The 25,947-nt window shown below is 34.6% G+C and carries 17 protein-coding genes; 8 read left to right on the plus strand and 9 right to left on the minus strand.

Going from position 1 to position 25,947, the window contains the following annotated elements; translation table 11 throughout:
• Positions 1 to 39: 39 nt before the first annotated feature.
• From RM542_RS13790 to RM542_RS13815, 6 genes are read left to right on the plus strand one after another with little or no spacing between them, the layout of a single operon-like run.
• Positions 40 to 1,479, plus strand: coding sequence for an AAA family ATPase (locus RM542_RS13790; RefSeq protein ID WP_311386335.1), 1,440 nt, complete (start codon positions 40 to 42; stop codon positions 1,477 to 1,479).
• A 24-nt stretch (positions 1,480 to 1,503) separates the two neighbouring features.
• Positions 1,504 to 2,070, plus strand: a complete 567-nt coding sequence (locus tag RM542_RS13795) for a DUF4126 domain-containing protein (RefSeq protein WP_311386336.1) — start codon at positions 1,504 to 1,506, stop codon at positions 2,068 to 2,070.
• A 36-nt stretch (positions 2,071 to 2,106) separates the two neighbouring features.
• Positions 2,107 to 2,820 (plus strand): 3-deoxy-manno-octulosonate cytidylyltransferase, encoded by a 714-nt coding sequence (gene kdsB, locus RM542_RS13800; protein ID WP_311386402.1) that lies wholly within the window; start codon positions 2,107 to 2,109, stop codon positions 2,818 to 2,820.
• Entirely contained in the window at positions 2,811 to 3,515 is a 705-nt protein-coding gene (locus RM542_RS13805) for an HAD family hydrolase (protein ID WP_311386337.1), read from the plus strand. Before kdsB ends, RM542_RS13805 begins: the two co-directional genes overlap by 10 nt.
• A 2-nt stretch (positions 3,516 to 3,517) precedes the next feature.
• Positions 3,518 to 4,645, plus strand: a complete 1,128-nt coding sequence (locus RM542_RS13810) for an iron-containing alcohol dehydrogenase family protein (RefSeq protein WP_311386338.1) — start codon at positions 3,518 to 3,520, stop codon at positions 4,643 to 4,645.
• Positions 4,646 to 4,680: 35 nt separating this feature from the next.
• Positions 4,681 to 5,232, plus strand: coding sequence for a 1-acyl-sn-glycerol-3-phosphate acyltransferase (locus RM542_RS13815; RefSeq protein WP_311386339.1), 552 nt, complete (start codon positions 4,681 to 4,683; stop codon positions 5,230 to 5,232).
• 9 nt (positions 5,233 to 5,241) lie between these two features.
• Here RM542_RS13815 and RM542_RS13820 read toward each other — a convergent pair whose 3' ends face one another.
• Positions 5,242 to 5,733: a hypothetical protein gene (locus RM542_RS13820; protein ID WP_311386340.1), complete on the minus strand. Its 492-nt coding sequence runs from the start codon at positions 5,731 to 5,733 to the stop codon at positions 5,242 to 5,244.
• A 186-nt stretch (positions 5,734 to 5,919) separates the two neighbouring features.
• Between RM542_RS13820 and RM542_RS13825 the strand changes: the two genes are divergently transcribed.
• Complete coding sequence (locus RM542_RS13825) at positions 5,920 to 15,765, plus strand: BspA family leucine-rich repeat surface protein (protein ID WP_311386341.1); 9,846 nt, start codon at positions 5,920 to 5,922, stop codon at positions 15,763 to 15,765.
• A gap of 76 nt (positions 15,766 to 15,841) precedes the next feature.
• On the opposite strand, the gene RM542_RS13830 is transcribed toward RM542_RS13825, so the two are convergent.
• The 7 genes from RM542_RS13830 to thrA form a co-directional block, all read right to left on the minus strand.
• Entirely contained in the window at positions 15,842 to 16,552 is a 711-nt protein-coding gene (locus RM542_RS13830; protein WP_311386342.1) for a YebC/PmpR family DNA-binding transcriptional regulator, read from the minus strand.
• A 69-nt stretch (positions 16,553 to 16,621) separates the two neighbouring features.
• On the minus strand, positions 16,622 to 16,906 hold the full coding sequence (locus RM542_RS13835) for a 4a-hydroxytetrahydrobiopterin dehydratase (protein ID WP_311386343.1): 285 nt from the start codon (positions 16,904 to 16,906) through the stop codon (positions 16,622 to 16,624).
• A gap of 14 nt (positions 16,907 to 16,920) precedes the next feature.
• A complete protein-coding gene (locus tag RM542_RS13840; RefSeq protein ID WP_311386344.1) occupies positions 16,921 to 17,748 on the minus strand; it encodes a sugar nucleotide-binding protein in 828 nt (275 codons plus the stop codon).
• A gap of 9 nt (positions 17,749 to 17,757) precedes the next feature.
• Positions 17,758 to 18,843: a glycine cleavage system aminomethyltransferase GcvT gene (gene gcvT, locus RM542_RS13845; RefSeq protein WP_311386345.1), complete on the minus strand. Its 1,086-nt coding sequence runs from the start codon at positions 18,841 to 18,843 to the stop codon at positions 17,758 to 17,760.
• 164 nt (positions 18,844 to 19,007) lie between these two features.
• The gene (gene thrC / locus RM542_RS13850) at positions 19,008 to 20,303 is read right to left on the minus strand and encodes a threonine synthase (protein ID WP_311386346.1); all 1,296 of its coding nucleotides are present in this window, start codon (positions 20,301 to 20,303) and stop codon (positions 19,008 to 19,010) included.
• 2 nt (positions 20,304 to 20,305) lie between these two features.
• Positions 20,306 to 21,226: a homoserine kinase gene (locus RM542_RS13855; protein ID WP_311386347.1), complete on the minus strand. Its 921-nt coding sequence runs from the start codon at positions 21,224 to 21,226 to the stop codon at positions 20,306 to 20,308.
• A gap of 2 nt (positions 21,227 to 21,228) precedes the next feature.
• Positions 21,229 to 23,673: a bifunctional aspartate kinase/homoserine dehydrogenase I gene (gene thrA, locus RM542_RS13860; RefSeq protein ID WP_311386348.1), complete on the minus strand. Its 2,445-nt coding sequence runs from the start codon at positions 23,671 to 23,673 to the stop codon at positions 21,229 to 21,231.
• A 257-nt stretch (positions 23,674 to 23,930) separates the two neighbouring features.
• Here thrA and RM542_RS13865 point away from each other — a divergent pair, with 257 nt between their 5' ends.
• Positions 23,931 to 25,475 carry an NAD(P)H-hydrate dehydratase gene (locus tag RM542_RS13865; RefSeq protein ID WP_311386349.1) on the plus strand — a complete coding sequence of 515 codons (1,545 nt, stop codon included), beginning with the start codon at positions 23,931 to 23,933 and terminating at the stop codon, positions 25,473 to 25,475.
• Here RM542_RS13865 and RM542_RS13870 read toward each other — a convergent pair.
• Positions 25,472 to 25,888: an STAS/SEC14 domain-containing protein gene (locus RM542_RS13870; RefSeq protein ID WP_311386403.1), complete on the minus strand. Its 417-nt coding sequence runs from the start codon at positions 25,886 to 25,888 to the stop codon at positions 25,472 to 25,474. The genes RM542_RS13865 and RM542_RS13870 overlap by 4 nt on opposite strands.
• Positions 25,889 to 25,947 lie beyond the last annotated feature (59 nt).

Below are 25,947 nucleotides of genomic sequence, written 5' to 3' on the forward strand. Positions count from 1 at the left end.
AGTTTTTGTCCTAAAAATGATGACTATATTTGAGGGGTTATGGCCGACTTGAAAACGCAAGATTTTCTTAAGATTTTAATTGATAAATTTCCACATCAACCTACTGTTTTGCAAGAGGCAACCCTAAGCGGATTGTCTGATTTTATATTATCCAAAGAAAAAGACAGGCTCTTTCTGTTAAAAGGTTATGCTGGAACGGGAAAAACAACCATAACGGGTAGTATAGTAAAGAACCTATGGCGAGCTAAAATGAAAGCGGTGATGTTAGCACCAACAGGTAGAGCGGCTAAAGTCATGTCAACCTATTCAGGCACAAAGGCATTTACTATTCATAAAAAGATTTATTTTCCGAAGAAACAATCGGGTGGAGGTGTTCAATTTGTTTTAGCACCTAATAAACATCGTGATACTCTATTTATTGTAGATGAAGCCTCTATGATACCTGATGCCCCTTCAGATTCAAAATTATTTGAAAATGGCTCTTTATTAGATGATCTAATCTTTTATGTGTATTCTGGTCATAATTGTAAATTGATTTTAATAGGGGATACAGCTCAATTACCACCCGTGAGATTAGATTTAAGCCCTGCGCTTAATCAAGATAAATTGTCATTAAATTATAATAAAGAAGTCACTAAGATTGAATTAGATGAGGTAATGCGACAAGGGAGTGAGTCAGGTATTTTATTTAATGCTACAAACCTCAGAGAACAATTACAACAAGAATTTTTCGAAGAATTTAAATTTCAATTGGCGGGTTTTGAAGATATCGTTAGATTGATTGATGGACATGAAATTCAAGAAGCTATTGATGACTCTTATTCTCAAAATGGGAAAGAAGAGACGGCCATAATTGTGCGTTCAAATAAAAGAGCGAATTTGTATAATGAAAATATACGTGAAAGAATATTATTTCTGGACAATGATATTTCTGTTGGAGATTATATGATGGTGGTCAAAAACAATTATTTTTGGCTTAAAGCAACTTCAGAAGCTGGTTTCATTGCTAATGGTGATATTATAGAGGTTTTAGAGTTGTTTTCAATTAAGGAACTTTACGGATTTAAATTCGCCGAAGTCAAGGTTCAAATGGTAGACTACCCTAATCAAAAACCATTTGAAACAGTGTTATTATTAGATACTATAAAGGCAGAAACACCATCGTTGTCTTATGAAGATGGTAATAAATTATATCAAGAAGTTTCCAAAGATTTTGCACATGAAAAATCGAAATATAAGAAGTTTTTAGGTGTAAAAAATAATAAGTATTTCAATGCGCTACAAGTAAAGTTTTCATATGCTATTACTTGTCACAAATCTCAAGGAGGCCAGTGGAATACGGTGTTTGTAGAACAGCCTTATTTGCCCAATGGTATAGAAAAAGAATATTTGCGATGGCTTTATACGGCAGTAACCAGAGCAAAAAACAGACTTTATTTAATTGGATTTAAAAACGATTTTTTTGTTGAAGGGGAATAACCTATTTTAGTTTAAACTGTAAAAATGACTTCAGAAACGATTATCAGCATTTTTTTAGGTATTGGACTAGCAGCATCTGCTGGGTTTCGAGTATTTTTGCCGCTATTTGCTTTAAGTCTAGCTTCATATTTTGGCGTTTGGGACCTTAATGATAGCTGGACTTGGATTGGAAGTTTAGCTGCGGTATTAACACTTGGTATAGCGACTTTAGCAGAGATTTTTGCTTATTTTATTCCATGGGTGGATAATGCACTGGATAGCATTGCAATTCCACTTGCAGCGATTGCCGGAACAGCTGTTATGGTTTCAACAGTTGCTGATTTAGATCCTGTAATTACATGGTCATTGGCAATTATAGCAGGTGGAGGCACGGCCACAGCGATTAAAGGTGCAAATGCAGCAGGTAGATTAACTTCAACTGCAACAACAGGTGGAGTGGCTAATCCAATAGTTTCAACAGTTGAAACTGGCACAGCATTGGCGGTTTCTACAGCTTCAATCTTGGTTCCTCCGTTAGCCATAGTTTTAGTAATTATTATTTTGATTGTCATATTTAGTATTTATAGAAAGCTTAGACCCAAACGTAAATAATAAAATAAAATATAAATCAGGGTGAGAATAATTTCAATGATTCCGGCACGATATCAGGCGTCTCGCTTTCCTGCGAAATTAATGCAAGATCTTAACGGAAAACCGGTAATACTTCGAACGTACGAAGCAGTCATTAATACTAAACTATTTGACGATGTTTATGTAGTTACAGATAGTGAATTGATTTTTGCACTCATTAAAGATAATGGTGGAAAGGCCATAATGAGCATTCAAGAACATGAAAGCGGTAGTGATCGTATTGCCGAAGCAGTATCTACTATGAATGTAGATATTGTTATAAATGTTCAAGGAGACGAGCCTTTTATAGATACCGAAAGTTTGAAACGTATAATTGCAGTATTTAAGAACGATAAAAAGTCAGAGATAGATTTGGCTTCTCTGATGACACCAATTACTGATTGGGAAGAGATTTCAAATCCTAATACCGTCAAGGTCATAGTTGATAATCGTAGTTTCGCACTATATTTTTCTCGTTCAGTTATCCCTTATCCTAGAGATAAAAGTGCTGGCGCTCTTTATTATAAGCACAAAGGCATTTATGCTTTTAGAAAAAGGGCATTGGCTGATTTTCAAAAATTACCAATGCTTGCCTTAGAAGCGACGGAGAAAATAGAGGCCATACGTTTTTTAGAATACGGTAAAAAAATTAAAATGGTTGAGACCCAAGTAACAGGTATCGAAATTGATACTCCCGAAGATTTAGAAAGAGCTAAAAAGGCATGGAAGTAGATTTTTCTAATATAAAAACAATTGCTTTTGACGCAGATGACACACTCTGGGTCAATGAAACATATTTTCGTGAAACTGAAGAAAAATTTGCTGAATTATTAGAAGGCTATGAAACGAAAAATAAAATAGATCAAGAGCTTTTTAAAATGGAAATGAAGAATTTAGAGCTATATGGCTACGGAGTAAAGGGCTTTATGCTATCAATGATTGAATCGGCTTTGGATTTATCCAATAACAATATAGCTCAAGAAAAGCTTTTAGCAATAATAGATCTTGGTAAAACTATGATTGCTCAATCTGTTGAATTATTAGATGGAGTAGAAGAGGTCTTGGCTAAATTGCAAAATCAGTATCGATTGATTGTATTGACCAAGGGCGATTTATTAGATCAGGAGCGAAAGCTTGCTAAATCAGGCCTTTCAAAGTATTTTCATCATGTTGAAGTCTTAAGTGATAAAAAAGAAGAAAATTACAAGAATCTGTTGGATCATTTAGAGATTCAAACAAATGAGTTTTTAATGGTAGGGAATTCATTGAAGTCAGATGTTATACCTATAATTAATATTGGCGCAAAGGCCATACACATTCCCTTTCATACTACCTGGGCACATGAAATAGTTTCAAATGAAGAAGAACAAAACAACGGACATTTAAAACTTAGCGGAATTCGTGAAATTTTGAAGTACTTGAATTAAGAATGAAGATAGAAAATAAATTAGAAAATAAAAGTATAGTTCTGAAGAAAAATACAAATTATAAGAACTTTCCAATGGTGCCGAGAGTAGTTTTCGGCAGAGGGAGTTTTGGCCAATTGGCAGATATATTATTACCAAAAAGAAAGAATTCTGATGCTCCATTTATCTTTTTAGTAGATGATTTTTTTGAAAATTCCGATTTTGCTCATCGTATACCATGGTTGTTTAATGATCAAATCATTTTTATTTCAGCAGATGAAGAACCAAAAACTGAGCAAGTAGATTATCTCGTTGAAAAAATTAGAGCTGATTATGATGAATTACCATCAGGAATTGTTGGAATTGGCGGCGGAACCCTTTTGGATTTGGCAAAAGCGGTAGCGATTATGCTGGGGAATAAAGGAACATCGGACCAATACCAGGGTTGGGATTTGGTTCAAAAACCTTCGCTATATCACGTTGGTGTGCCTACAATTAGTGGGACTGGAGCAGAAGTTTCCAGAACGGCAGTCTTATTAGGTCCTAAAAAAAAATTAGGCATAAATTCTGATTTTACCACTTATGACCAGGTAGTTTTAGATCCTGACTTACTTGCTACAGTGCCTAATGAGCAATGGTTTTATACTGGTATGGACTGTTTTATTCATTGTGTAGAGTCTTTAAATGGTACTTATTTAAATGCTTTTAGTCAAAGCTATGGTGAAAAGGCTTATGAACTTTGCAAAGAAGTTTTTTTAAACGATTTAGCAACGGAAGAAGCTGAAGAAAAATTGATGATGGCTTCTTGGCACGGTGGTATGAGTATTGCCTATTCTCAAGTTGGGGTAGCCCATGCAATGAGTTATGGTCTTTCTTACGTTTTAGGTACAAAACACGGAATAGGTAATTGTTTGGTATTTCAACATTTGGAAGAATTTTATCCTGAAGGAGTAATGTTATTTCAACAAATGCTTCATAAACATCAAATTATACTCCCAAAAAATGTTTGTTCCAATTTAACGGAAAAAGAAATGGATGTCATGATTGAAGTAGCTTATTCCATGGAGGCCCTTTGGGAAAATGCACTTGGGACTAATTGGAAAGAACAGCTTTCGAAAGAAAAGTTGAAATCTATTTATCAAAAAATCTAAGCTCACTTTTTAGTTGAACTCTTCAAAAGAAATTCATGTTACATAGATTTGCCAAGTTTCTATACTTTAAACTAATGGGTTGGCGTATAGAAGGTGAGTTCCCAGATATTGATAAATGTGTTATCATCGTTGTACCACATACGCATTGGTTAGACTTTGTATTAGGTCTTTTAATACGCAAAGTATTAAATAAAGAAATCAATTACATAGGTAAGAAAAGTTTGTTCAAGCCACCTTTTGGGTGGTTTTTTAGGTGGACAGGCGGCGCGCCTATAGATAGAACCAGCGCTCAAAATTCAGTAGAGGCAATGGTTAAGGTTTTTGAGTCTCATAAAATATTCCGATTTGCTCTTGCCCCAGAAGGAACCCGGAAAAAGGTAAAGGAATTAAAGACGGGCTTTTATTATATCGCAAAGGCTGCGAAAGTGCCAATTGTAATGGTAGCTTTTGATTTTGGTAAAAAGAAAATCAGTTTTGCCGAACCGTTTCGTCCTACTGATGATTTAGACAATGATTTCAAAAAAATTGTAGGGTTCTATAAGGGGGTTAAAGGTAAAATTCCCGAGTATAGTTTTGAGGTTGAATAATCTAAATAATCATAATTTTTTAAGAACCCTTGTTTTCGTGGTGTCAATCACTTTTTTTGAATTACCCGGAAAGATTAAATTAGTGCTGGAATAACTATTGCCAAAAGTAATGGCAGCAGCATAAACTTGTTGAATTGCATCTATAACTTGTCCTTCAGTTAACTCTTTTAATGGATGCGTATATACAGACCAAATGATTTCATCACTTAATGCATATTTAACATCTAAAACCGAATGAAAATTTGCTACTAGCGCATTTAATAATTCATCTTCAGTAAGTTTCTTTCGTTCAATGATAGGTGATATGATTCGCATTCTGTTAGCATTTTCATCAAAAATGCAAATCAATAAACCATTGTTTACTTTAAACTGAATTTGATTGCTGCTGATTGATAAAGTATCGGATTCTTGCTCAATAAGTGAAATTAAATTCTCTGGAGTCATTTGCTGAGCCACTGCATTTGTCAAAATTCCTAAAAAAAGGAGTATAGTAAAGCGCATGTTTGTTTCTTGAATAAGTCGTTAAAATAATGATTCTCTTACTGGACAAAAACCATAGTGTAACTATGGTTTTTGTTTGCTCTTTTTTAATAATCGAACTTAGTTACATTTTATCGATTTTTTGAACTTAAAGATAGTCTATTGCTTTATTTTTAATGATTTCGAACCTATTTGATTTTACAACATATGAAGAAATTTACGCTCACTATTCTTATCTTTTTATTCGGTTTTTTAGGTACTGCACAATGGCAACAATTTAATAATCCACAAGGTGGTTCTGTTTCTGATATTTTGAGTGTAGAAAGCAGGCTATTCATTGCAACTAATGGAGGAGTTTTTAAATCTGAAAATAATGGTTCCAATTGGACTTTGGTAAATAATGGATTTCCTAAAAATGCGTTTATTTGGACAATTGTTACTGATGGTACTAATCTCTTCGCAAGTGTAGACCAAAACGGAATTTATAAATCTACAAATAATGGAAGCTCTTGGTTTCCAATAAATACGGGTATTGAATCTGAAACGTTTTATCAAATTTATGCGGAGAATAATAATATTATTGCCGCATATGCCAATGGGGGAATAACGTTTTCTAATGATGGTGGATTAACTTGGAGCGAAGGCACTGGACCAATAAATAATACTCAGTTTAGTAGTTTTACATCCTTTAACAACAAAATTTATGGCGGTGGTTCTGCTTTATTTGAATCTTCTGATAATGGCGTTTCTTGGCAAGAGATTATAATTCCCGGTCTTGGACCAAATGGAATAAGATCACTTCATGCCAATGAAAATAAAATATATGCTGGAGATGATGATGACATTTTTGTGTTTACAACGGACACAGATGTTTGGTCAAAAATTGAATTAAATACCTTTGCGACTATTACTAGTATAGTTGAATTTGATAGTCAAATATATTTAGTAGCTGCAAATAGAATTTATGTTTCAGATAATGATTTCCAAACGTTTACTGTACTTTCAAATCCTTTTGTCGAGCTTTCCCAAAATGATATTTATATAAATGAAGATGTCATTTTAACTGTAGGAATCAAAGGAGTATTCAAAACGGATGATGCAGGTTTAAATTGGTATGCAAGTAATGACGGTCTGGTTGCTTTAAATGTTGAGGCCTTGCTTGTTGATAATAATGATATTTATTTAGGGACTTCCTTTATTGGTTTTTACTTTTCTGATGATGCTGGTCTAACATGGGAGTTACGCAATAATGGTTTGAATAATTTTTCTGCCAGAAGTATTAGTCAACTTTTATTAGTTAATGATGTTTTATATAGCATCACACAAGACGGTATTTATTCAAGTGCTAACAAAGGAGAGAATTGGATAAAACGTTTGTCTCCACCTGGTGTATACTCCATTTCAAATATCAGTTATGACAATGGTATTTTTTCATCTGTAACATACGGTAATGAGGTGTATTTATCATCTGATAATATGGAAAGTTGGACAACCAAGCCTATTGTAGGTTTAGATTTTGAAACGAGTTTTAACCGCATAGTATTAAATGAAAACAAATTAGTATTAAGTACTGTTAATAACGAGTTGTTCATTTCTGAAGATCTAGGTGATACCTGGGCTAATATTACTATTCCAAATTCATTTGCTGCCACTCTTGATATTGATTTTATTAATCAAAAATTAGTTGTTGCTACAAGCAGGGGTGTTTTTATTACAGATGATTTAGGCAGCACTTGGAGTAGACTAAATGGACTAGAGATTAGATTTAATGAAATAGAAGTGGTTAATGAGATAATCTACGGTGCAACAAGTGATGGTCTTTATGCAACCAGACTAGATTTAACAGGTTGGTACCCCGTTAATGAAAATCTAGAAAGAGAATTAACTGAATTAGAATTGAACTCTACTACTATTTTTGGTGGTTCTTTTAGACAGGGCTTATGGAATTTGGGTAGGGACTTAGTAAATCTTCCCGAACAAAATCTCAATCCTTTTATAACAACTTGGAAAACCGACAACGAAGGTATTTCTGAAGATAATCAAATAACAATACCTATCTACGAAGCCAATCAATTTGCCGTACCGTTATACTATAATTATAATGTGGATTGGGGAGATGGCACAACAAGCGAAGGTTTAACAACTTCAGTGACTCATACTTACGCTGTGGCTGGTACATATACTGTTGCAATAACAGGAAGTTTCCCTAGAATTTATTTTGGTGATTTTAATACTGAAACTGATAAACAAAAAATATTATCGATAGAACAATGGGGAGATATGGCCTGGTCATCTATGAGCAGAGCATTTTACAATTGTTCTAATTTAGATGTAAAGGCGCTCGATACGCCAAACTTGAGTAATTCAACTTATTTAAGCCAGATGTTTGAAGGTTGTTCTTCTTTAGTTGGCAATGAGTTATTTAGTAATTGGGATTTGAACAATGTGACTAGTACCGATGGAATGTTTAATGGAGCGTCCCAATTTAATCAGGCTATTGGTTCTTGGGATATAAGTAATGTACGCTATATGTCAGCTATGTTCTATAAGGCGGCTGCTTTTAATCAAGACATTAGTTTATGGGACGTTAGTTCGGTAGAGTATTTATCACTAACATTTTCACAATCTTCGTTCAATCAACCTATTGGCTCGTGGGACGTAAGTAATGTTGTTGGTTTTGAAAGTATGTTCGCTTTTAATACAGCTTTTAATCAAGACATTTCTTCTTGGAATTCCGAAAATGCTAGAGGCATGCAAAACATGTTTTTGCAAGCTGATAGTTTTAATCAAAATATAAGTAGCTGGAATGTTGCAAATGTTCAAGATATGAACGGAATGTTTTCTGGGGCTTCATCATTCAATCAAAATCTAGGGAGTTGGGATATTTCTCGTGTTACCGAAATGGGAAATATGTTTAATAGTTCTGGCCTATCACAAGAAAACTATGACAATATATTAATTGGATGGAATGCTCTTATTTCAAAAAGATTTGATGTTAATTTAGGCGCATTCGGTATATCATATTGTGAAGGAGGTACTGCTAGGCAGAATCTAGTTGAAATTTATAACTGGAATTTTAGTGATGGAGGATTGCAAATCAATTGTGAAGCAAATCAACAAAGACCTTTTGTAACTAGTTGGTTAGTAAAAGATATAAATCCTTTTAATAATAGTATAACAATACCAACGGATTCTAACCTGACTTATGACTTCGAAGTTGATTGGGGTGATGGTACTTTCGATAGCAACGTTGACGGTGATATAAGTCATTCTTATGCTGAAGAGGGCCTTTATCAAGTATCGATTACTGGTGATTTTCCGAGAATTATTTTTGCGTTGGGTGGCATTAATAGTGAATCCATACAAAGTATCAATCAATGGGGTGATATTAAGTGGACTTCTATGGAAGGCGCTTTTGCTGATTGTAATAATTTAGATGTAGTTGCTCAGGACAAACCGAATCTATCTGGCGTTACTTCTACTAGAGAAATGTTCAGTAATTGTAGAAAACTAGTCGGGAATCAAAGTTTTAACAATTGGGATGTTTCTACGATTGTGGATATGGATTTCATGTTTAAAAACACATTATTGTTTAATACTAATTTATCTAATTGGGATGTTTCAAGTGTTAATTCTATGTATCAAATGTTTTATGAAAGTGCCTTTAACCAAAGCCTAGGAAGTTGGAACGTTAGTCTTGTAGCGCAGATGGACGACATGTTCTTGAATTCCGGCTTAAGCACTTTAAATTATGATAATACATTAGTTGAATGGAGCCGTTTGCCCCTACTACAGTCAAATTTAGTTTTTGATGCAGGTACAAGTACTTTTTGTCTTGGTGAAGATGCGAGACAGGTTTTAATTGATAACTACAATTGGACTATTAATGATTTTGGTCTAGATTGCTCAGATGTTCAAGCATTTGTAACCACATGGAAAACAGATAATTTGGGTAAAACAAATGATAATCAAATTTCAATTCCGATTTCTGGCGGTCCCTACACCATTGATTGGGGCGATGGTACAATAGAAACAGAGATTTATAATGAATCTTTACATACTTATGACTTAAAGGGAGTCTATACGGTTTCTATCACAGGTGAATATAACTCAATTCGAGTTAATAGTTTTACTGGCAATGAAGCCAATAGTGACGCTCTTAAACTTTTAAAAGTAAATCAATGGGGCGATAATCAATGGTTGTATATGTCTTTCTCTGGTTGTGAAAATTTAGATGTATTAGCGATTGATTCTCCAGATTTATCACAAATAACTTCTTTATTTTCAATGTTTAGTGGTTGTAAATCACTTCAAGGTAATGATTCCTTTAATAATTGGGACTTGAGCACAGTTACTGATCTTACCCAAGTCTTTAATCAATGTGAAAATTTCAATGCCAATATTTCAAATTGGGATGTGAGTAATGTGACTAATATGTCAAACCTTTTTGGAAATTGTCTAGAATTCAATGCTGATATTTCAAATTGGGATGTGTCTAAAGTAACGATGATGGGAGGCATGTTCAGTGGAGCAATGAACTTTAATCAACCCCTAAATAACTGGGATGTTTCGCAGGTTACCAATATGCGAGGGATGTTTCAATCTATAGGTTTTAACCAAGATATTGGTAATTGGGACGTATCTCAAGTCACGGATATGAGCTTTATGTTTGGCAACTCGACAGCCTTTAATCAAGATATTAGTAGTTGGGATGTTTCAAGTGTAGTTGACATGTATTACATGTTTGGTTTTTCTCAATTTAATGAAGACTTATCAAATTGGAATATTTCAAGTGTCACTGATATGACCAAAATATTTTTAAATTCTAGACTGTCCAACGAAAATTATGATAGAACCCTAATTAGTTGGAGTAAGTTACCGACATTACAAAATGATGTGCAATTAGGAGCTCAACAAAATCAATATTGTCAATCTGAAAATGCAAGACAAAATTTAATTGATAATTACAATTGGGTTTTTAATGATAATGGTAAACAGGAAGGGTGTGTTATTACTTGTACTGAATTTAATTTAGCCTTGAATAAACCAACTCAACAATCAAGTACTTACGGAAATGGTGTATCTGATTTGGCAGTTGATGGAAATACTATCGGCCAAAGTCCATGGGCACCAGAGGCATCTTTGCAGCATTCAACTACTGAGTTACAGCCCTGGTGGCAAGTAGATTTAGGCGAAACTTCGGCTATAAAAGGCATTACAATTTTTAATAGGACCGATAAGTTACTGGCTAGATTAAACAATTTTTACATTCTCATTTCAGAAACGCCCTATAATGAAACTGCCACCTTATCAGAATTATTGGTAGATGATACCATACTGAACTACTTTTTTGAAGGAGAAGCTGGTTTAGAGGAAAATTTTGATTTTGATGCCAATGGTCGTTATGTTCGTATTCAATTATCAGGCACGGGTACGTTACACATGGCTGAAGTTGAGGTTTTGGGCTGTGCAGTTGAAGCAGTACAAAGACCTTTTGTCACTACTTGGAAGACGGACAATATGGGATTATTAGAGGATAATCAAGTTACCATCCCAACTTTCCCAGGCGAAACGTATAATTACACGGTAGATTGGGGTGATGGTACGACTACGGAAAATGTAACTGGTGATATAACACATACTTATTCTTCTAGTGGTACTTACACGGTGTCTATTAGCGGCGATTTTACACGTATTTACCTAAGTAGTTCCATCAGCAATGCGCAAAAGCTATTGACGATTGAACAATGGGGTGATATTGTTTGGAGTTCAATGGAAGAGGCTTTTTATGCTAGTGATCCAAATATTACCGCTAGTGATGTTCCTAATTTAACTAACGTAACATCCTTGAAAAGCATGTTTTATGCTTGTCCAGGTTTAAGAAACGAAAACTTATCCATGAATAATTGGGATGTGAGCGGGATTGAAGACATGGCCTCCATGTTTACTCTTAGTGGTATTTCGGGTATTAAAATACCAGACTGGGATGTAGGAAATGTTAAAGATATGAGTAGCATGTTTGTCTTCGGTTCTATAACTTTTGATATTAACCAATGGGATGTTAGTAGTGTTATTGATATGTCTAATATGTTTTTTGATTGTTCGATTGGTCAAAGTTTAGAGAATTGGGATGTTAGTAGTGTTATTGATATGTCTAATATTTTTGGTGACCCCTCGATGACAAACGACGATTATGACAAGACCTTAATCGGTTGGAGCCAATTACCCTCATTACAGAGCGGTGTACAATTGGATGCACCGAGTAAACAATATTGTTTGTCTGAAGAGGCAAGACAAAGTATTATTGATATTTACGGTTGGACCATCAATGATGGCGGTAAGGCAGTTGACTGTGAAGAAACTGAATGTACCTCATTTACAAACATTGCCTTAAACAAGATAGCTACACAATCTTCAACTTATGGCGATGGTGTTGCAAGTATTGCCATTGATGGTAATACTTTCGGCGATTCCCCTTGGACTGCCGATGCGACTTTACAACATACGATTAGTGGGGAGTTCCAGTCATGGTGGCAAGTAGATTTGGGAGAAATATCGACAATTAAAGGACTGAATATCTTCAATAGAACAGATAAGTTGCAAGGTAGATTGAATAATTTCTATATTCTTATTTCGGAGACACCTTTTAGCGAGACGGCCACCTTATCAGAATTATTGACTGATGGTACCATATTTAACTACTTTTTCGAGGGAGAAGCAGGTTTGGAAGAGAATTTTGATTTTGAAACCAATGGTCGTTATGTGCGTGTTCAGTTATCTGGAATAGGCACTTTACATTTGGCAGAGGTTGAGGTGATGGGCTGTGCAGGTGAATTAACACAAAGACCTTTTGTCACCACTTGGAAAACAGATAATCCTGGTGAATCTGAAGACAATCAGATATCCATTCCGACATTTGACGGAGAAACCTATGATTACTTTGTGGATTGGGGTGACGGTACTACATCTGAAAATGTAACAGCTGATATTACACATTCCTATGCTGTGCCAGGAAGCTACACGGTTTCGATTTCAGGTGAGTTTCCGAGGATTTATTTTAATTATTACGGAGATTCTAACAAATTGTTAAGTGTTGATGAATGGGGTAGTATCAAGTGGTCATCTATGGAAGATGCATTTTCAGGAGCTCGCAACTTGGATGTTATTGCTGAAGATGTGCCCGACCTTTCCCAGGTTATCACAACACGTAATATGTTTGCTAATTGTAGAAATTTAAAAGGGACTATAAGTTTTGATAATTGGGATGTTTCAAATATAGAAAATATGGATTCCATGTTCGTATGGGCACTTTTATTTAATCAACAGCTGAGCGAATGGGATGTTTCCAACGTCAAAAACATGAATTATATGTTCGGTTTTAACCTAGAATTTAATGGAGATATTTCGAACTGGAATACGCCAAATGTGGAGATAATGGCTGGTATGTTTGACACAGCTAATTCTTTCAACCAAGACATAGGTAATTGGAATGTTTCCAAAGTAAAAGACATGTCATACATGTTTTTATCGTCGGAAACCTTTAATCAAAATATTAGTGGATGGGATGTATCGAACGTGACCAAGATGACTGAAACATTTCAATCGGCTCCTTTGTTTGATCAAGATTTAAGTTCTTGGCGGGTTTTAAATGTAACCGACATGTCAAGAATGTTCCAAAGTTCTGGCTTATCAAATGAAAATTATGACAAGACTTTAATAGGTTGGAGTTTGCTACTATCATTGCAAAATGGAGTTCAGTTGGACGCACCAAGTAATCAGTATTGTTCGTCCCAGGAGGCTCGCCAAAGTATTATCGACAATTACGGTTGGACCATCAATGACGGTGGTAAGGCTATTGGCTGTGAAGAAACTGAATGTACCTCATTTACAAACATTGCTTTAAATAAGATGGCTACACAATCTTCAACCTATGGTGATGGTGTTGCGAGCATAGCTGTTGACGGCAATACTTTTGGTGACTCCCCATGGACTGCAAGCGCTACGCTTCAACATACTGTTAGTGGTGAGTTTCAACCGTGGTGGCAGGTAGATTTGGGGGAAACTTCGTCTATAAAAGGTATCACTATTTTTAATAGGTCGGATAAGTTACAGGCCAGGCTAAACAACTTTTATATTTTAATTTCAGAAACGCCATTTAGTGAAACAGCCACCTTATCAGAATTATTGGTAGATGATAACATATTGAACTACTTTTTTGAGGGGGAAGCAGGTTTAGAAGATAATGTTGATTTTGACACCAACGGTCGTTATGTTCGTATTCAATTATCTGAAACTGGTACCTTACATATGGCTGAAGTTGAGGTTTTGGGCTGTGCAGGTGAAGCGGTACCAAGGCCTTTTGTGACCACTTGGAAAACGGATAACCCAGGAATTTCAGATGATAATCAAATCACTATTCCTACCTTCCCGGGAGAAACCTATAACTACACCGTCGATTGGGGTGATGGTACGACGACAGAAAATGTAACTGGTGATATTATTCATTCCTACTCAGCATCCGGTACCTATGTCGTATCAATAAGTGGTGATTTTCCGAGAATTTATTTTAACGATGCATTCGATGTATCAATTAATGATAGCGATAAAATTATCGCTGTAAACTCATGGGGAAATAATGAATGGAGTTCAATGCAAGTGGCTTTTTCTGGATGCGAGAATTTAAATGTAATAGCTGATGACGTTCCTAATTTGTCAATAGCCAATAGTACGGCTGCCATGTTTTTGGGCTGCAGCAATTTAGTTGGAAATTTAAAATTTAATGAATGGAATATGTCGAATATAGAGGAAATGCAATCGATGTTTAACAGGGCTATTCTATTTAATCAACCATTAAATAACTGGAATACCGAAAAAGCTCTTAATATTAATGGAATGTTCGCTTACGCAGCCAGTTTTAATCAATCTATTAATTCTTGGAATATTGAAAACGTCGAAAATATAGGGGTAATGTTTGGTTTTGCTTCCTCTTTCAATCAATCATTACAAGATTGGGATACGTCTTCTGTCACTAATATGAATGGTGTTTTCGCTGAAGCACTTACATTTAACCAAAGTTTGGAAAACTGGGATGTTTCCAAGGTGGAAGATATGTCTGGTATACTAGATTTATCAGGCCTTTCAATTGAAAATTACGACGCTACATTAATTGGTTGGAGTCAATTAGGTTCATTGCAAAATGATGTTGTCTTAGGTGCTTTTGAAAAGGAGTACTGTTTATCTGAATTTGCGAGACAAAACATTATTGATAATTTCGGTTGGATTTTTAATGATGGTGGAAAGGCCGTAGATTGTAATCCTGGTGGTTGTTTAAAACCTGGTAACCTTGCTTTTGGCAAACCAACGGAACAATCGACAACTTATGGTAACGGACTTTCGCTTTATGCTGTAGATGGTAATATTGTTGGAGAGTCACCATGGTCAGCCGATTTACAGCACACTATTTCTGGTGAATCTCAGTCTTGGTGGCAGGTTGATTTAGAAGGCAATTTTTCAATAGAAAATATCGTGATTTTTAACCGTTCAGATAAGTTACAATCGCGGTTGAATAATTTTTATGTTTTGATATCCGAAACACCATTTTCACCGACCGCTACATTAGATGAACTCTTGACTGATGAAAATATTGAACATATCTTTTTTGAAGGTGCAGCAGGTCTGGAATCAGAAATTGCCTTTGAAACTACAGGTAGGTATGTACGAGTTCAATTATCAGATGTCGGTACATTGCACATGGCAGAGGTGCAAGTATTTGGATGTTCTCTTGCTGTTCCGTTAACGGCTAATTTAAATGAAATGAATTTATATCCAAATCCAGCGAATGATTATATTAATGTAAGTTTTTCTGAGGTAGCTAAAGTTGATGTCTTTTATGTCTATGATATAAGTGGACGAATGATTCAATCAAGTAAAGCTAATGCTAATGAGAATAATTATTTATTGAATGTAACCCAACTAACTACAGGTACGTACTTTGTAAAAGCTATTGATAATCAAGGGATTGAATATTATAAACAAATGGTAATCAAAAGATAAAGACAATTGATTATCAACAAAATAAAGAAAAGCCACCCAACTGGGTGGCTTTTTAATTTAAGACATTTTTTAACTACTATTCCTGCATGGTGTGATAAACGTTTTGAACATCGTCATCTTCTTCAATTTTTTCTAGTAATTTTTCTACATCGGCTACCTGTTCTTCATTCAGCGCCTTAGTAACTTGAGGTATTCTTTCAAATCCTGAAGATAAAATTTCAATCTCCCTAGTTTCTAACTCTTTTTGAATAGCTCCGAAACTTTCGAAAGGGGCATATATTAAAATCCCATCATCATCCACAAAAACTTCTTCTGCACCAAAATCAATGAATTCTAGTTCTAGTTCTTCAGCATCAATACCTTCTGATGGTATTCTAAAGTTACATGTATGGTCAAACATAAATTCTACAGAGCCTGAGGTGCCTAAGCTACCATTACATTTGTTGAAATAACTTCTAACATTTGCAACCGTTCGGGTATTGTTATCAGTTGCAGTTTCAATAAGCACCGCGATACCATGCGGAGCATAACCTTCAAATAAAACTTCTTTATAATCACCAAGACTTTTATCACTAGCTCTTTTAATAGCACGTTCTACATTGTCTTTTGGCATGTTAACTGCCTTAGCATTTTGGATAACAGCCCTAAGTCTTGAATTGGCATCTGGATCCGGACCACCTTCTTTTACGGCCATAACAATATCTTTACCAATGCGTGTGAACGCTTTGGACATTGCTGACCATCTTTTCATTTTACGTGCTTTTCTGAATTCGAAAGCTCTTCCCATAAAAACTAAATTTTAGAACGAAAGCAAATTTAAGAAATCACTTTGCATTCGCAAATAAGGCAATAAGTATTACGAATTTACAATCGACTCAATTGTTGCGGCCAAATTGAAATCATTTTGAGTAATACCGCCAACATCATGTGTGTTTAATTTGATGGTTAAGGAGTTGTATACATTCTCCCATTGAGGATGGTGATTTTGAGCTTCACATTCAAATGCAATCCGAGTCATTATTGCAAAAGTAGTTTTGAAGTCTTTAAATTTATAGGATGTAGTGATTGAACCATTTTCATAGGTCCACCCGGTTAGTTTTGTAAGCTCTTGTTCTATTTGTAAATCGTTCAACTTTTCCATATTAATAAATTTAATCAATCTACGGTTAAATGATGGTCTATTATTTCTTGTGAAGTAATACTTAAATTTTTAGGGAGCTTATTATCTTTTGGAAGCACAGCCAAGTAACGATCTTCATTGGTGGTATAAACTTTTTTTAGAATTGAATCATAATTACCTAAACGATGAATAACTTCTTTGATAAAATCTTGATGGTGAATTAAATCTGTACTTCCTAAATGAAAAATACCATACTTGTCTTGATTAATTAAATAGTGTATCTGTTGTGTTAGTCTATCGTCATTCGTAACATTAATAATTAGATTAGGAAACACTTCTATTGGTTCATTCAAATCAAGCAATGCCTTTATTTCTTTAATTCTGGGTGATGTATTGCCAAAAACCATAGGTACCCTTAAAATACCTACTTTAGTTTTAGGCATGCGCATCATCATGTTTTCTATTCTAATTTTCAACCTTCCATAAATACTTTCGGAGAGGGTTTTGTCATTTTCATAAGAAGGATATTTACTGTAAGCATCAAAAACATTTGCCGAAGAAATAAAGTATAGTTTACACTTAGATTTTAATAGATATTCCATCAAATGAAGATGTGCTTGAACTTGAGAAGTGAAATCCCCTCTTAAAGCAGAAATAATGTAGTTAGGTTGGGTGGCGTCAAGTATTTTAAAAATATCATCTTCTTGTATATCATATTTAAAAAACTTCTTATTTTCTCTGTATAACGGATTCGTACAATATGTTCCGTAAGTATCAAAGTAATTACAGAGTTCCTTATATAGCGCATTCCCAATGAATCCGCTTGCACCGAGTATGAGTATTTTTTTCTTTTTATTGTCCAAAACAGAATACTAGCTTTTATAAAAAGGTAGTTTTATCACTGTTGCAGGAATGGCATTTTTTCGAATTTGAATATTAATTTTACTCCCTACTTCAGAAAATATTTTCGGTACATACCCCAAACCAATGCCTTTACTTAAAGAAGGAGACATAGTCCCAGAAGTGACGACACCAATTTTTTTGCCTTGACCATCAACAATATCATAATCATGCCGTGGAATACCGCGTCCATCTAATTCAAAAGCTATAAGTTTTCGTTCTAGCCCATGGGCCTTCTCTTTTTCAAGAGCTTCACTATTTACAAAGTCTTTTGTGAATTTGGTAACCCAACCAAGGCCAGCTTCCAATGGCGAAGTATTGTCGTCAATATCATTACCATATAAACAATAACCCATCTCTAAACGTAAAGTGTCTCTTGCAGCTAATCCGATTGGTTTGATGCCGAAATTTGCCCCTGCTTCAAGTACTTTATCCCAAACCTGTTGAACCTCTGAGTTTTTACAGTAGATTTCAAAACCTCCAGAACCAGTATACCCAGTTGCAGAAATAATAACATGTTCAATACCGGCAAAATCACCAACTAGAAAATTATAAAACTTAATCGCCGATAAATCATGGGATGATAATGATTGCATAGCTTCTACTGCTTTTGGACCTTGAATGGCAAGTAATGAGTAATTATCAGATAAATCTCGCATTTCAGCCCCAATTGCCTCATTATACTTTAAAATATGATTCCAATCTTTTTCAATATTTGAGGCATTAACGACCAATAAATACGTTTCATCTTTAATTTTATAAATAATTAGATCATCAACAACACCTCCATTTTCGTTAGGTAAATAACTATATTGGGCTTTACCCACACTTAATTTTGTAGCATCATTAGCACTTACTTTTTGAATTAAATCTAACGCATTAGGACCTTCTATTAAAAATTCTCCCATATGAGAAACATCAAATACTCCTACTGATTTTCTAACAGTTTCATGTTCAATATTAACGCCTTCATAAGAAACAGGCATATTGTAACCGGCAAAAGGGACCATTTTAGCTCCTAAGGCCGCATGAGTTTGTGTAAGTGCTGTATTTTTCATCCGCTAATATTATTTTTTATCAGTCAAATGGAATTCGCCTTTAAATATTTTAGCAGACATTATACCTGTCTTTGGCTCATTTCATTGTTCATTATTAATCGTCGTAAAAATATTGAAATATTGATGGAAGATTAGTAATAATTAAGAATGTTTTTTAAATAAAATTATGATTGAAGTAGATGCGATTTAAGCCCGTCGTACGAAGATATTTTAAGAGCAATTTTTGTTTTACCCATTACTTTTTTTATTTGTTCAGGTATGCTTGGACTTATATTTAAGGTCTCTTCAACTACATCTAGAAATTTTACGGGATGAGCTGTTTCAAGAAAAACACCAAATGTGTTTGGATTATGTTTTTGATAATGTTTTAAGCCTAGATATCCGACAGCTCCATGGGGGTCGGTTACATATCTTGTTTTATTGTAAATTTTTGTCATTGTTGCTTTGGTGGTGACATCGTCAAAAGAATACGAAGAAAAGTTCTCTTTAAGTTTCGAAAAATTATTTTCATATAATTCTCGAATTCTAATAAAATTACTGGGGTCGCCAACATCCATAGCATTTGAAATAGTAGCTGTAGATGGTTTTGGTTGATATTCACCAGTTTTCATGAACTGTGGTACAGTATCATTAACGTTTGTTGCCGCAATAAAATGTTTGACCGGCATTCCAAGTTTTTGAGCTACCATACCCGCGCAAACATTACCAAAATTACCAGAAGGTATAGAAAAAACGATGTCTCTACCTTTTGCTTTTACTTGTTTAAACGCAAATAAGAAATACAATAATTGTGGTAACCATCTAGCTACATTAATACTATTTGCAGAGGTTAATTTTTTATGCTTTGTAATTTCATTATCTAAAAAAGCTCTCTTTACCATTCGTTGACAATCATCGAAGGTGCCATCAACTTCTAAGGCAGTAATGTTTTTGCCTAAAGTAGTAAGTTGTTTTTCTTGAATTTCACTGACTTTACCACTAGGATATAATATGACCACCTTAACCCCTTTAACTCCAAGAAAACCATTGGCAACAGCCCCTCCGGTATCACCAGATGTAGCAACCAAAACAGTGACTTCTTCATTATTTCCTTCAGAAAAGTAACCTAAACAATTAGCCATAAAGCGCGCGCCTACATCTTTAAAGGCCATGGTAGGACCATGAAATAATTCCAGTGCAACTATATTTTCTTCAATTTCAACTATTGGAAAATCAAAATCAAGTACTTCATCTAAAATAGCATTCAGTTTTGAGTCAGGAATAGTTTCTGAAACAAATTGACGGATTGCGGTAAAAGCAATTTCTTTGTTTGATAGTAATTCAATCTTATCAAAAAATGAATAGGGCAATGGTTTTATTTCTTTAGGGAAGTACAAGCCTTTATCCGGTGCAATACCTGATATTACAGCCTCGTCAAATGATACTTCAGGAGATTGGTGATTTAGACTGTAGAATTTCATAATTATATTAATTTGACTCCTTTTGAACAGATTTTAGAAACGTGAACATCAAAATCTAAACCAATTTCTTCGTATACTTTAGACATGGTTTGCGCCACTATTTGTGCAGTTTCTTGTCCTTTACTTAATGCAAAAATAGACGGGCCAGAACCAGAAATTCCGCAACCTAAAGCACCAGCACTAATGGCCGAAGCTTTTACGGCGTCGAAACCCGGAATTAAGATGGAACGAACAGGCTCAATAATATGGTCTTCTAATGAACGACTTATTAACTCATAATCTTCAGTAAATAAACCAGCTATTAATCCACCTAAATTACCCCACTGCTTAATTCCTTTTTCTAATGAAATATTAGTTTTTAATATTTTACGAGAATCGGAAGTTTTAATTTCTATTTGTGGGTGTATTACTGTTGCATATAGTTGGTTGGGTGTATTAACAGGCACTATGTCTAGCGGCTCATAACTTCTAACGAGGGTAAATCCGCCAAAAATTGCAGGCGCCACATTATCAGCATGAGCCACGTTGCTTGCTAATTTTTCCCCCTGCATGGCAAACTGAACTAGTTCAAGTTTTGAAAACTGTTTATCAAGTAATTCATTCATTGCCCATACGGCACCAGCTGAACTTGCAGCACTACTACCTATACCGCTACCTGGTTTTATATTTTTAAAAATTTCTATTTCAAACCCGCCTTTGTAATTACTTGCATTTAAAAGAGCTAAACCAGCGACTCCAGCAACATTTTTGTTAGTTTCTAAGGGTAAATCTTGACCCTCAATTTTTGTAATTTTAATACCTGGAGTTTCCTTTTTGCGCACTAACATTTCATCTCCAACAGATTCCATTGCTAATCCGAGAACATCAAAGCCGCAGGAAACATTGGCGATTGTAGCTGGGCAAAAAACCTTGATTTCTTTCATCATTAGAAATTTCCAATTCTTACTACATCCGCAAAAATACCAGATGCAGTAACATCTGCTCCGGCTCCAGCTCCTTTAATTATCATAGGTTGATTAATATATCTTTCCGTGTAAAAAAGAATAATATTATCACTTCCCTCAAGACTATAAAAATCATGGCCTTTAGGTATTTCTTGTAATCCTACTTTGGCGGTTCCATTCTCAAATTGAGCCACATATTTTAATTTACATTCTTTTTTGGCTGCATTCTGATAAAGTCTTTGAAAATCTGATTCATATTTTATCAAAGAGTCAAAAAACTGTTCGTTGGAATTGGTTTCAAGACATTCTGGGGGTAGGAATGCATCATTTTTAATGGCTTCAATTTCTAATTCATGACCACTTTCTCTAGCTAAAATTAAAATTTTTCTCATCACATCAATACCACTTAAATCTATGGTGGGGTCAGGTTCTGTATAACCTTCTTCTTGGGCTTGTTTCACAACATCATGGAATGTTGTGGTGTCATTAAAGTTATTAAAGACAAAATTTAGACTACCGGATAATACAGCTTGTATTTTTATGATTTTATCACCTGAAGCAATAAGGTGTTTAAGTGTGTCTATAATGGGTAGGCCAGCACCGACATTAGTTTCAAATAAAAACGGTGAATTATATTGCTTAGCTAATTTTTTAAGTTCTTTATAATTTGAGTACTCTGATGAACAAGCAATTTTATTACAAGTAACAACCGATATGCTACTTTTTAAATATGTTGCATAGTGGCTCGCAATTGTTTTATTTGCCGTATTATCAACGAATATGCTATTTCTGTAATTAAGTTCTTTAATAGCTTGAATAAATCGTTCAGAATTCGCTTTTTGACCTTCGTCTAAGAAATTTTGCCAATTTTCAAGTGGAATACCATTCTCATGAAAAGCCATAGTTCTTGAATTAGAAATTCCGATGACCCTTAAGTTGAGTTTTAATTCTTCTTTTAAATAGCTTTTTTGAAGTCTTATTTGCTCTAAAAATTTGGAACCTACATTTCCAACTCCCATAACAAATAGGTTGAGCTGTTTTATATTTTCTTCAAAAAAGGTCTCATGTAAAGTGTTTAATGCCTTTTTAACGTCTTCCTTGCGAATAACCGCAGAGATATTACGTTCAGATGCTCCTTGAGCTATTGCTCTTATGTTCACATTGTTTTTACCTAAAGTACTGAACATTTTACCGCTCAGTCCTTGATGACTTTTCATATTATCACCAACAAGTGCGATTATAGCCAATTCGCTTTCGATACTAATTTCTTTTATTTTGTTCGAGGCAATTTCATATTCAAAAGCTTTGTTAATGGCTAATAAAGCTTTTTTGGCATCTTTATCAGAAATACCAACACATATTGAGTGTTCAGAAGACGCCTGAGTAATCATTACCACACTAACTTGTTCATGTGATAAAGTTTCAAAAAACCGCTTAGAAATACCGGGTATTCCAACCATGCCGGGACCTTCAAGTGATAATAAAGTGATTTCACTAACATGACTAATTCCTCTAACAGTTTTTCCGCTGCCGTTTTTGTTTTTGGTGATAGTTGTACCTTCATCATCGGGTGCAAATGTGTTTTTGATGATGATTGGAATTTCTTTGTGCAGTACTGGTTGAATTGTTGGAGGGTAAAGTACTTTAGCACCAAAATGCGAAAGTTCCATTGCTTCTTCATAAGAAATATGTGCAACACATTTGGCTTGTTTGACCAATTTAGGATTTGCCGTATACATACCACTAACATCAGTCCATATTTCTAAAACTTCAGCTTTCGTAGCAGCGGCCAGAATAGCTGCGCTATAATCTGAACCACCACGTCCTAAGGTAGTTGGTTTTCCGCTATAAGAAGAAGAAACAAAACCGGGTATAATAGTAACTTTATGCGGCGTATTGGTAAAGTAATTATTGCAATGCGTGTATGTTAATTCAAAATCAACAGTCGCATTACCAAAAACTTCATCTGTTATAATTAGTTCCCTACCGTTTTTTAATTCAAGTTCGATTCCCTCGCTTTTAAAGAATTCACTGATGATAAAAGAAGAAAGTATTTCTCCATAACTAACTACTTTATCTCCTAGCTTTGGTGTTACTTCACCAATTAGGTATGAGCCTTCTAAAAGCGTTTCTAAATCATTGAGTTCGCTTTTAACTTTACTTAATATGCCGCTTTGTAATTCAACTGGGAATAATTCTTTAATTGTTTGTAAATGACGTTCTTCAATCTTATTCAAATTATTTTCATAATTTAAATCTTGTTGAGATGCTAAATTTAAAGTACTAAGCAGTAAATCAGTAACTCCTCCAAAGGCTGAAACTACAACTGCCATTTTAGTTCCTTCATTTTTTTGAAGAATATTTTTTACGAGTTTAATATTCTCAGCATTGGCTACCGAAGTACCACCAAATTTTAAAATTTTCATGATGCGAATTCTTGAATATGCAATAGGTAATATCTAAATAGGACGGACAATTGAATATATAGCAGTTTACCCCAAAGGGGTAGTTATAAAAAAAGTAATGATGCTATTACTATTTAGAATCATCGAAATTGTTTTATTGGCGATTGATTAAATTTCATACTAAATTCAAGTTTTCAAATGTAGTACTTTTGTTTAGTGCGTCAAATGATTCTTAAATTTTTATCAAATTATCAATTATTCATTAACTATCGTATTGAATGAAAATATTTACCTCGGAACAAATCTATGCAGCTGATAGATTCACAATTGAAAAACAACAAATTACTAGTGACATCCTTATGGAGCGTGCTTCTGTTCAGATTTTTGAATGGATGAATTCGCGCTTGCAAGGTGCGCAAGTTAAAATTCATCTTTTTTGTGGAATTGGTAATAATGGAGGAGATGGAATTGCACTAGCCAGGCACTTGCAAGAACATGGATACTCGATTGGTGTTTATGTAGTCAATTATAGTGAAAAGCGCTCTAAAGACTTTCTATTGAATCTTGATAGATTAAAAGAACGAAAATTGTGGCCGGAATTTTTAGATTCTGAATGCGAGTTCCCTGAATTGGGCAGAGATGATATAATTGTAGATGCTATTTTTGGAATTGGACTAAACCGTGATCCAGATAATTGGGTTGCAAAACTCATTCAACACATAAATAGCTCTTCCGCTTTTATTTTGTCAGTTGATATTCCATCAGGTCTTTATATGGAACAATTGCCAAGTAGTTCAGATAACGTAATCCGTGCAAATCATGTTCTCAGTTTTCAAGCTCCTAAACTGGCTTTCTTTCTTCCGCAAACAGGGGTGTATATTAATCAATGGGAATTATTAGATATTGGTTTAGACGCGGAATTTCTCTATAAGACAAAAACCGGTTATGAATTCATCGGTAAACCCGAAGTTTTACCCATGTATCGCCCAAGGTTAAAATTTTCACACAAAGGTAATTATGGACATTCGTTGATAATTGGCGGTAGCTACGGCAAGATTGGGGCTGTGCAATTGGCTGGTAAGGCCTGCTTAGAAATTGGAGGTGGTCTTTTAACTGCGTTGATACCAGAATGCGGATATACAACTCTACAAACAGCTTTACCTGAGGCCATGGTCATTACATGTGATAATGATGATCTCATAGACGATATCAGTTATGAAATTCAACCGACAGTAATTGGAGTTGGAATGGGAATGGGTTTAGATAAAGTTAGTATTAAGGCATTTAGTGCTTTTATAGAAAAAAATAATATCCCTTTGGTGGTTGATGCAGATGGTTTAAATATAATTTCAAAAAACCCGAAGCTTTTAAAAAACCTACCAAAGCAAACGGTACTTACCCCACATCCTAAAGAGCTTGAAAGACTTTTAGGTAAATGGAATGATGATTTTGATAAACTAGAAAAAGCAAAATCGTTTTCTAAAAAATACGACTGCATTATAGTTATAAAAGGTGCGCATACCATTGTTGTTTATAAAGATGTTGGTTTTATAAATTCTACAGGTAATCCGGGTATGGCTACAGCTGGTAGTGGTGATGTTTTAGCTGGTATGATTACGGGATTAATTTCCCAAGGGTATGAACCTTTAAGTGCTGCTATCTTTGGTGTATATCTTCATGGGTTATCTGGAGACTTAGTGGTCTCAGACAATGGATATGAAGCTGTAACCTCTTCAAAATTAGTAGGTCATATAGGGAAAGCTTTTATGGAACTATTCAGAAGACCAGAACAAGAACAAAATAAAGAAACAAAAGAAGTTTAGACCTTTTTTCTTTTCTTCTTCTTAAGCCGTTTTTTTACCCATGCTAAGGCATTTTCATACTCGATAAAGAATTCCATGTTCTTTTTGTAGAACATTTTTTCAATTTTGAAATTATGCATATCAATCTCTTTTTTCGAGACAATAGCAAATGCTTTTAAATTGTCTAATTCTCTTACATAAGTATAAACAATAGGGTCAATAGCGTAAGAGTTTTTTCTAAGACTAACATATCCAAACTCTTTACCTCTGAAATGTATTTCTGAAATACCAATTATTTGATATGCTCTTTCTAGCGTTAAAGTAGCTCCTTCATCAAAAATAGCAACGATGTAATTTTCAAAAACCTGAACTACCCCGATATCTAAATTATATTCCTTAACTACAATGGCTTTTTTAGTAAAACCAATTTTCATCCCCATAATAAATAGTGTCTGCGGCTAAAGTAGTTTTCAAGTCAGCTAAATTGAAAATT

This window comes from Croceitalea sp. P059, from assembly GCF_031846365.1.
Taxonomy (GTDB): Bacteria; Bacteroidota; Bacteroidia; order Flavobacteriales; family Flavobacteriaceae; genus Croceitalea; species Croceitalea vernalis.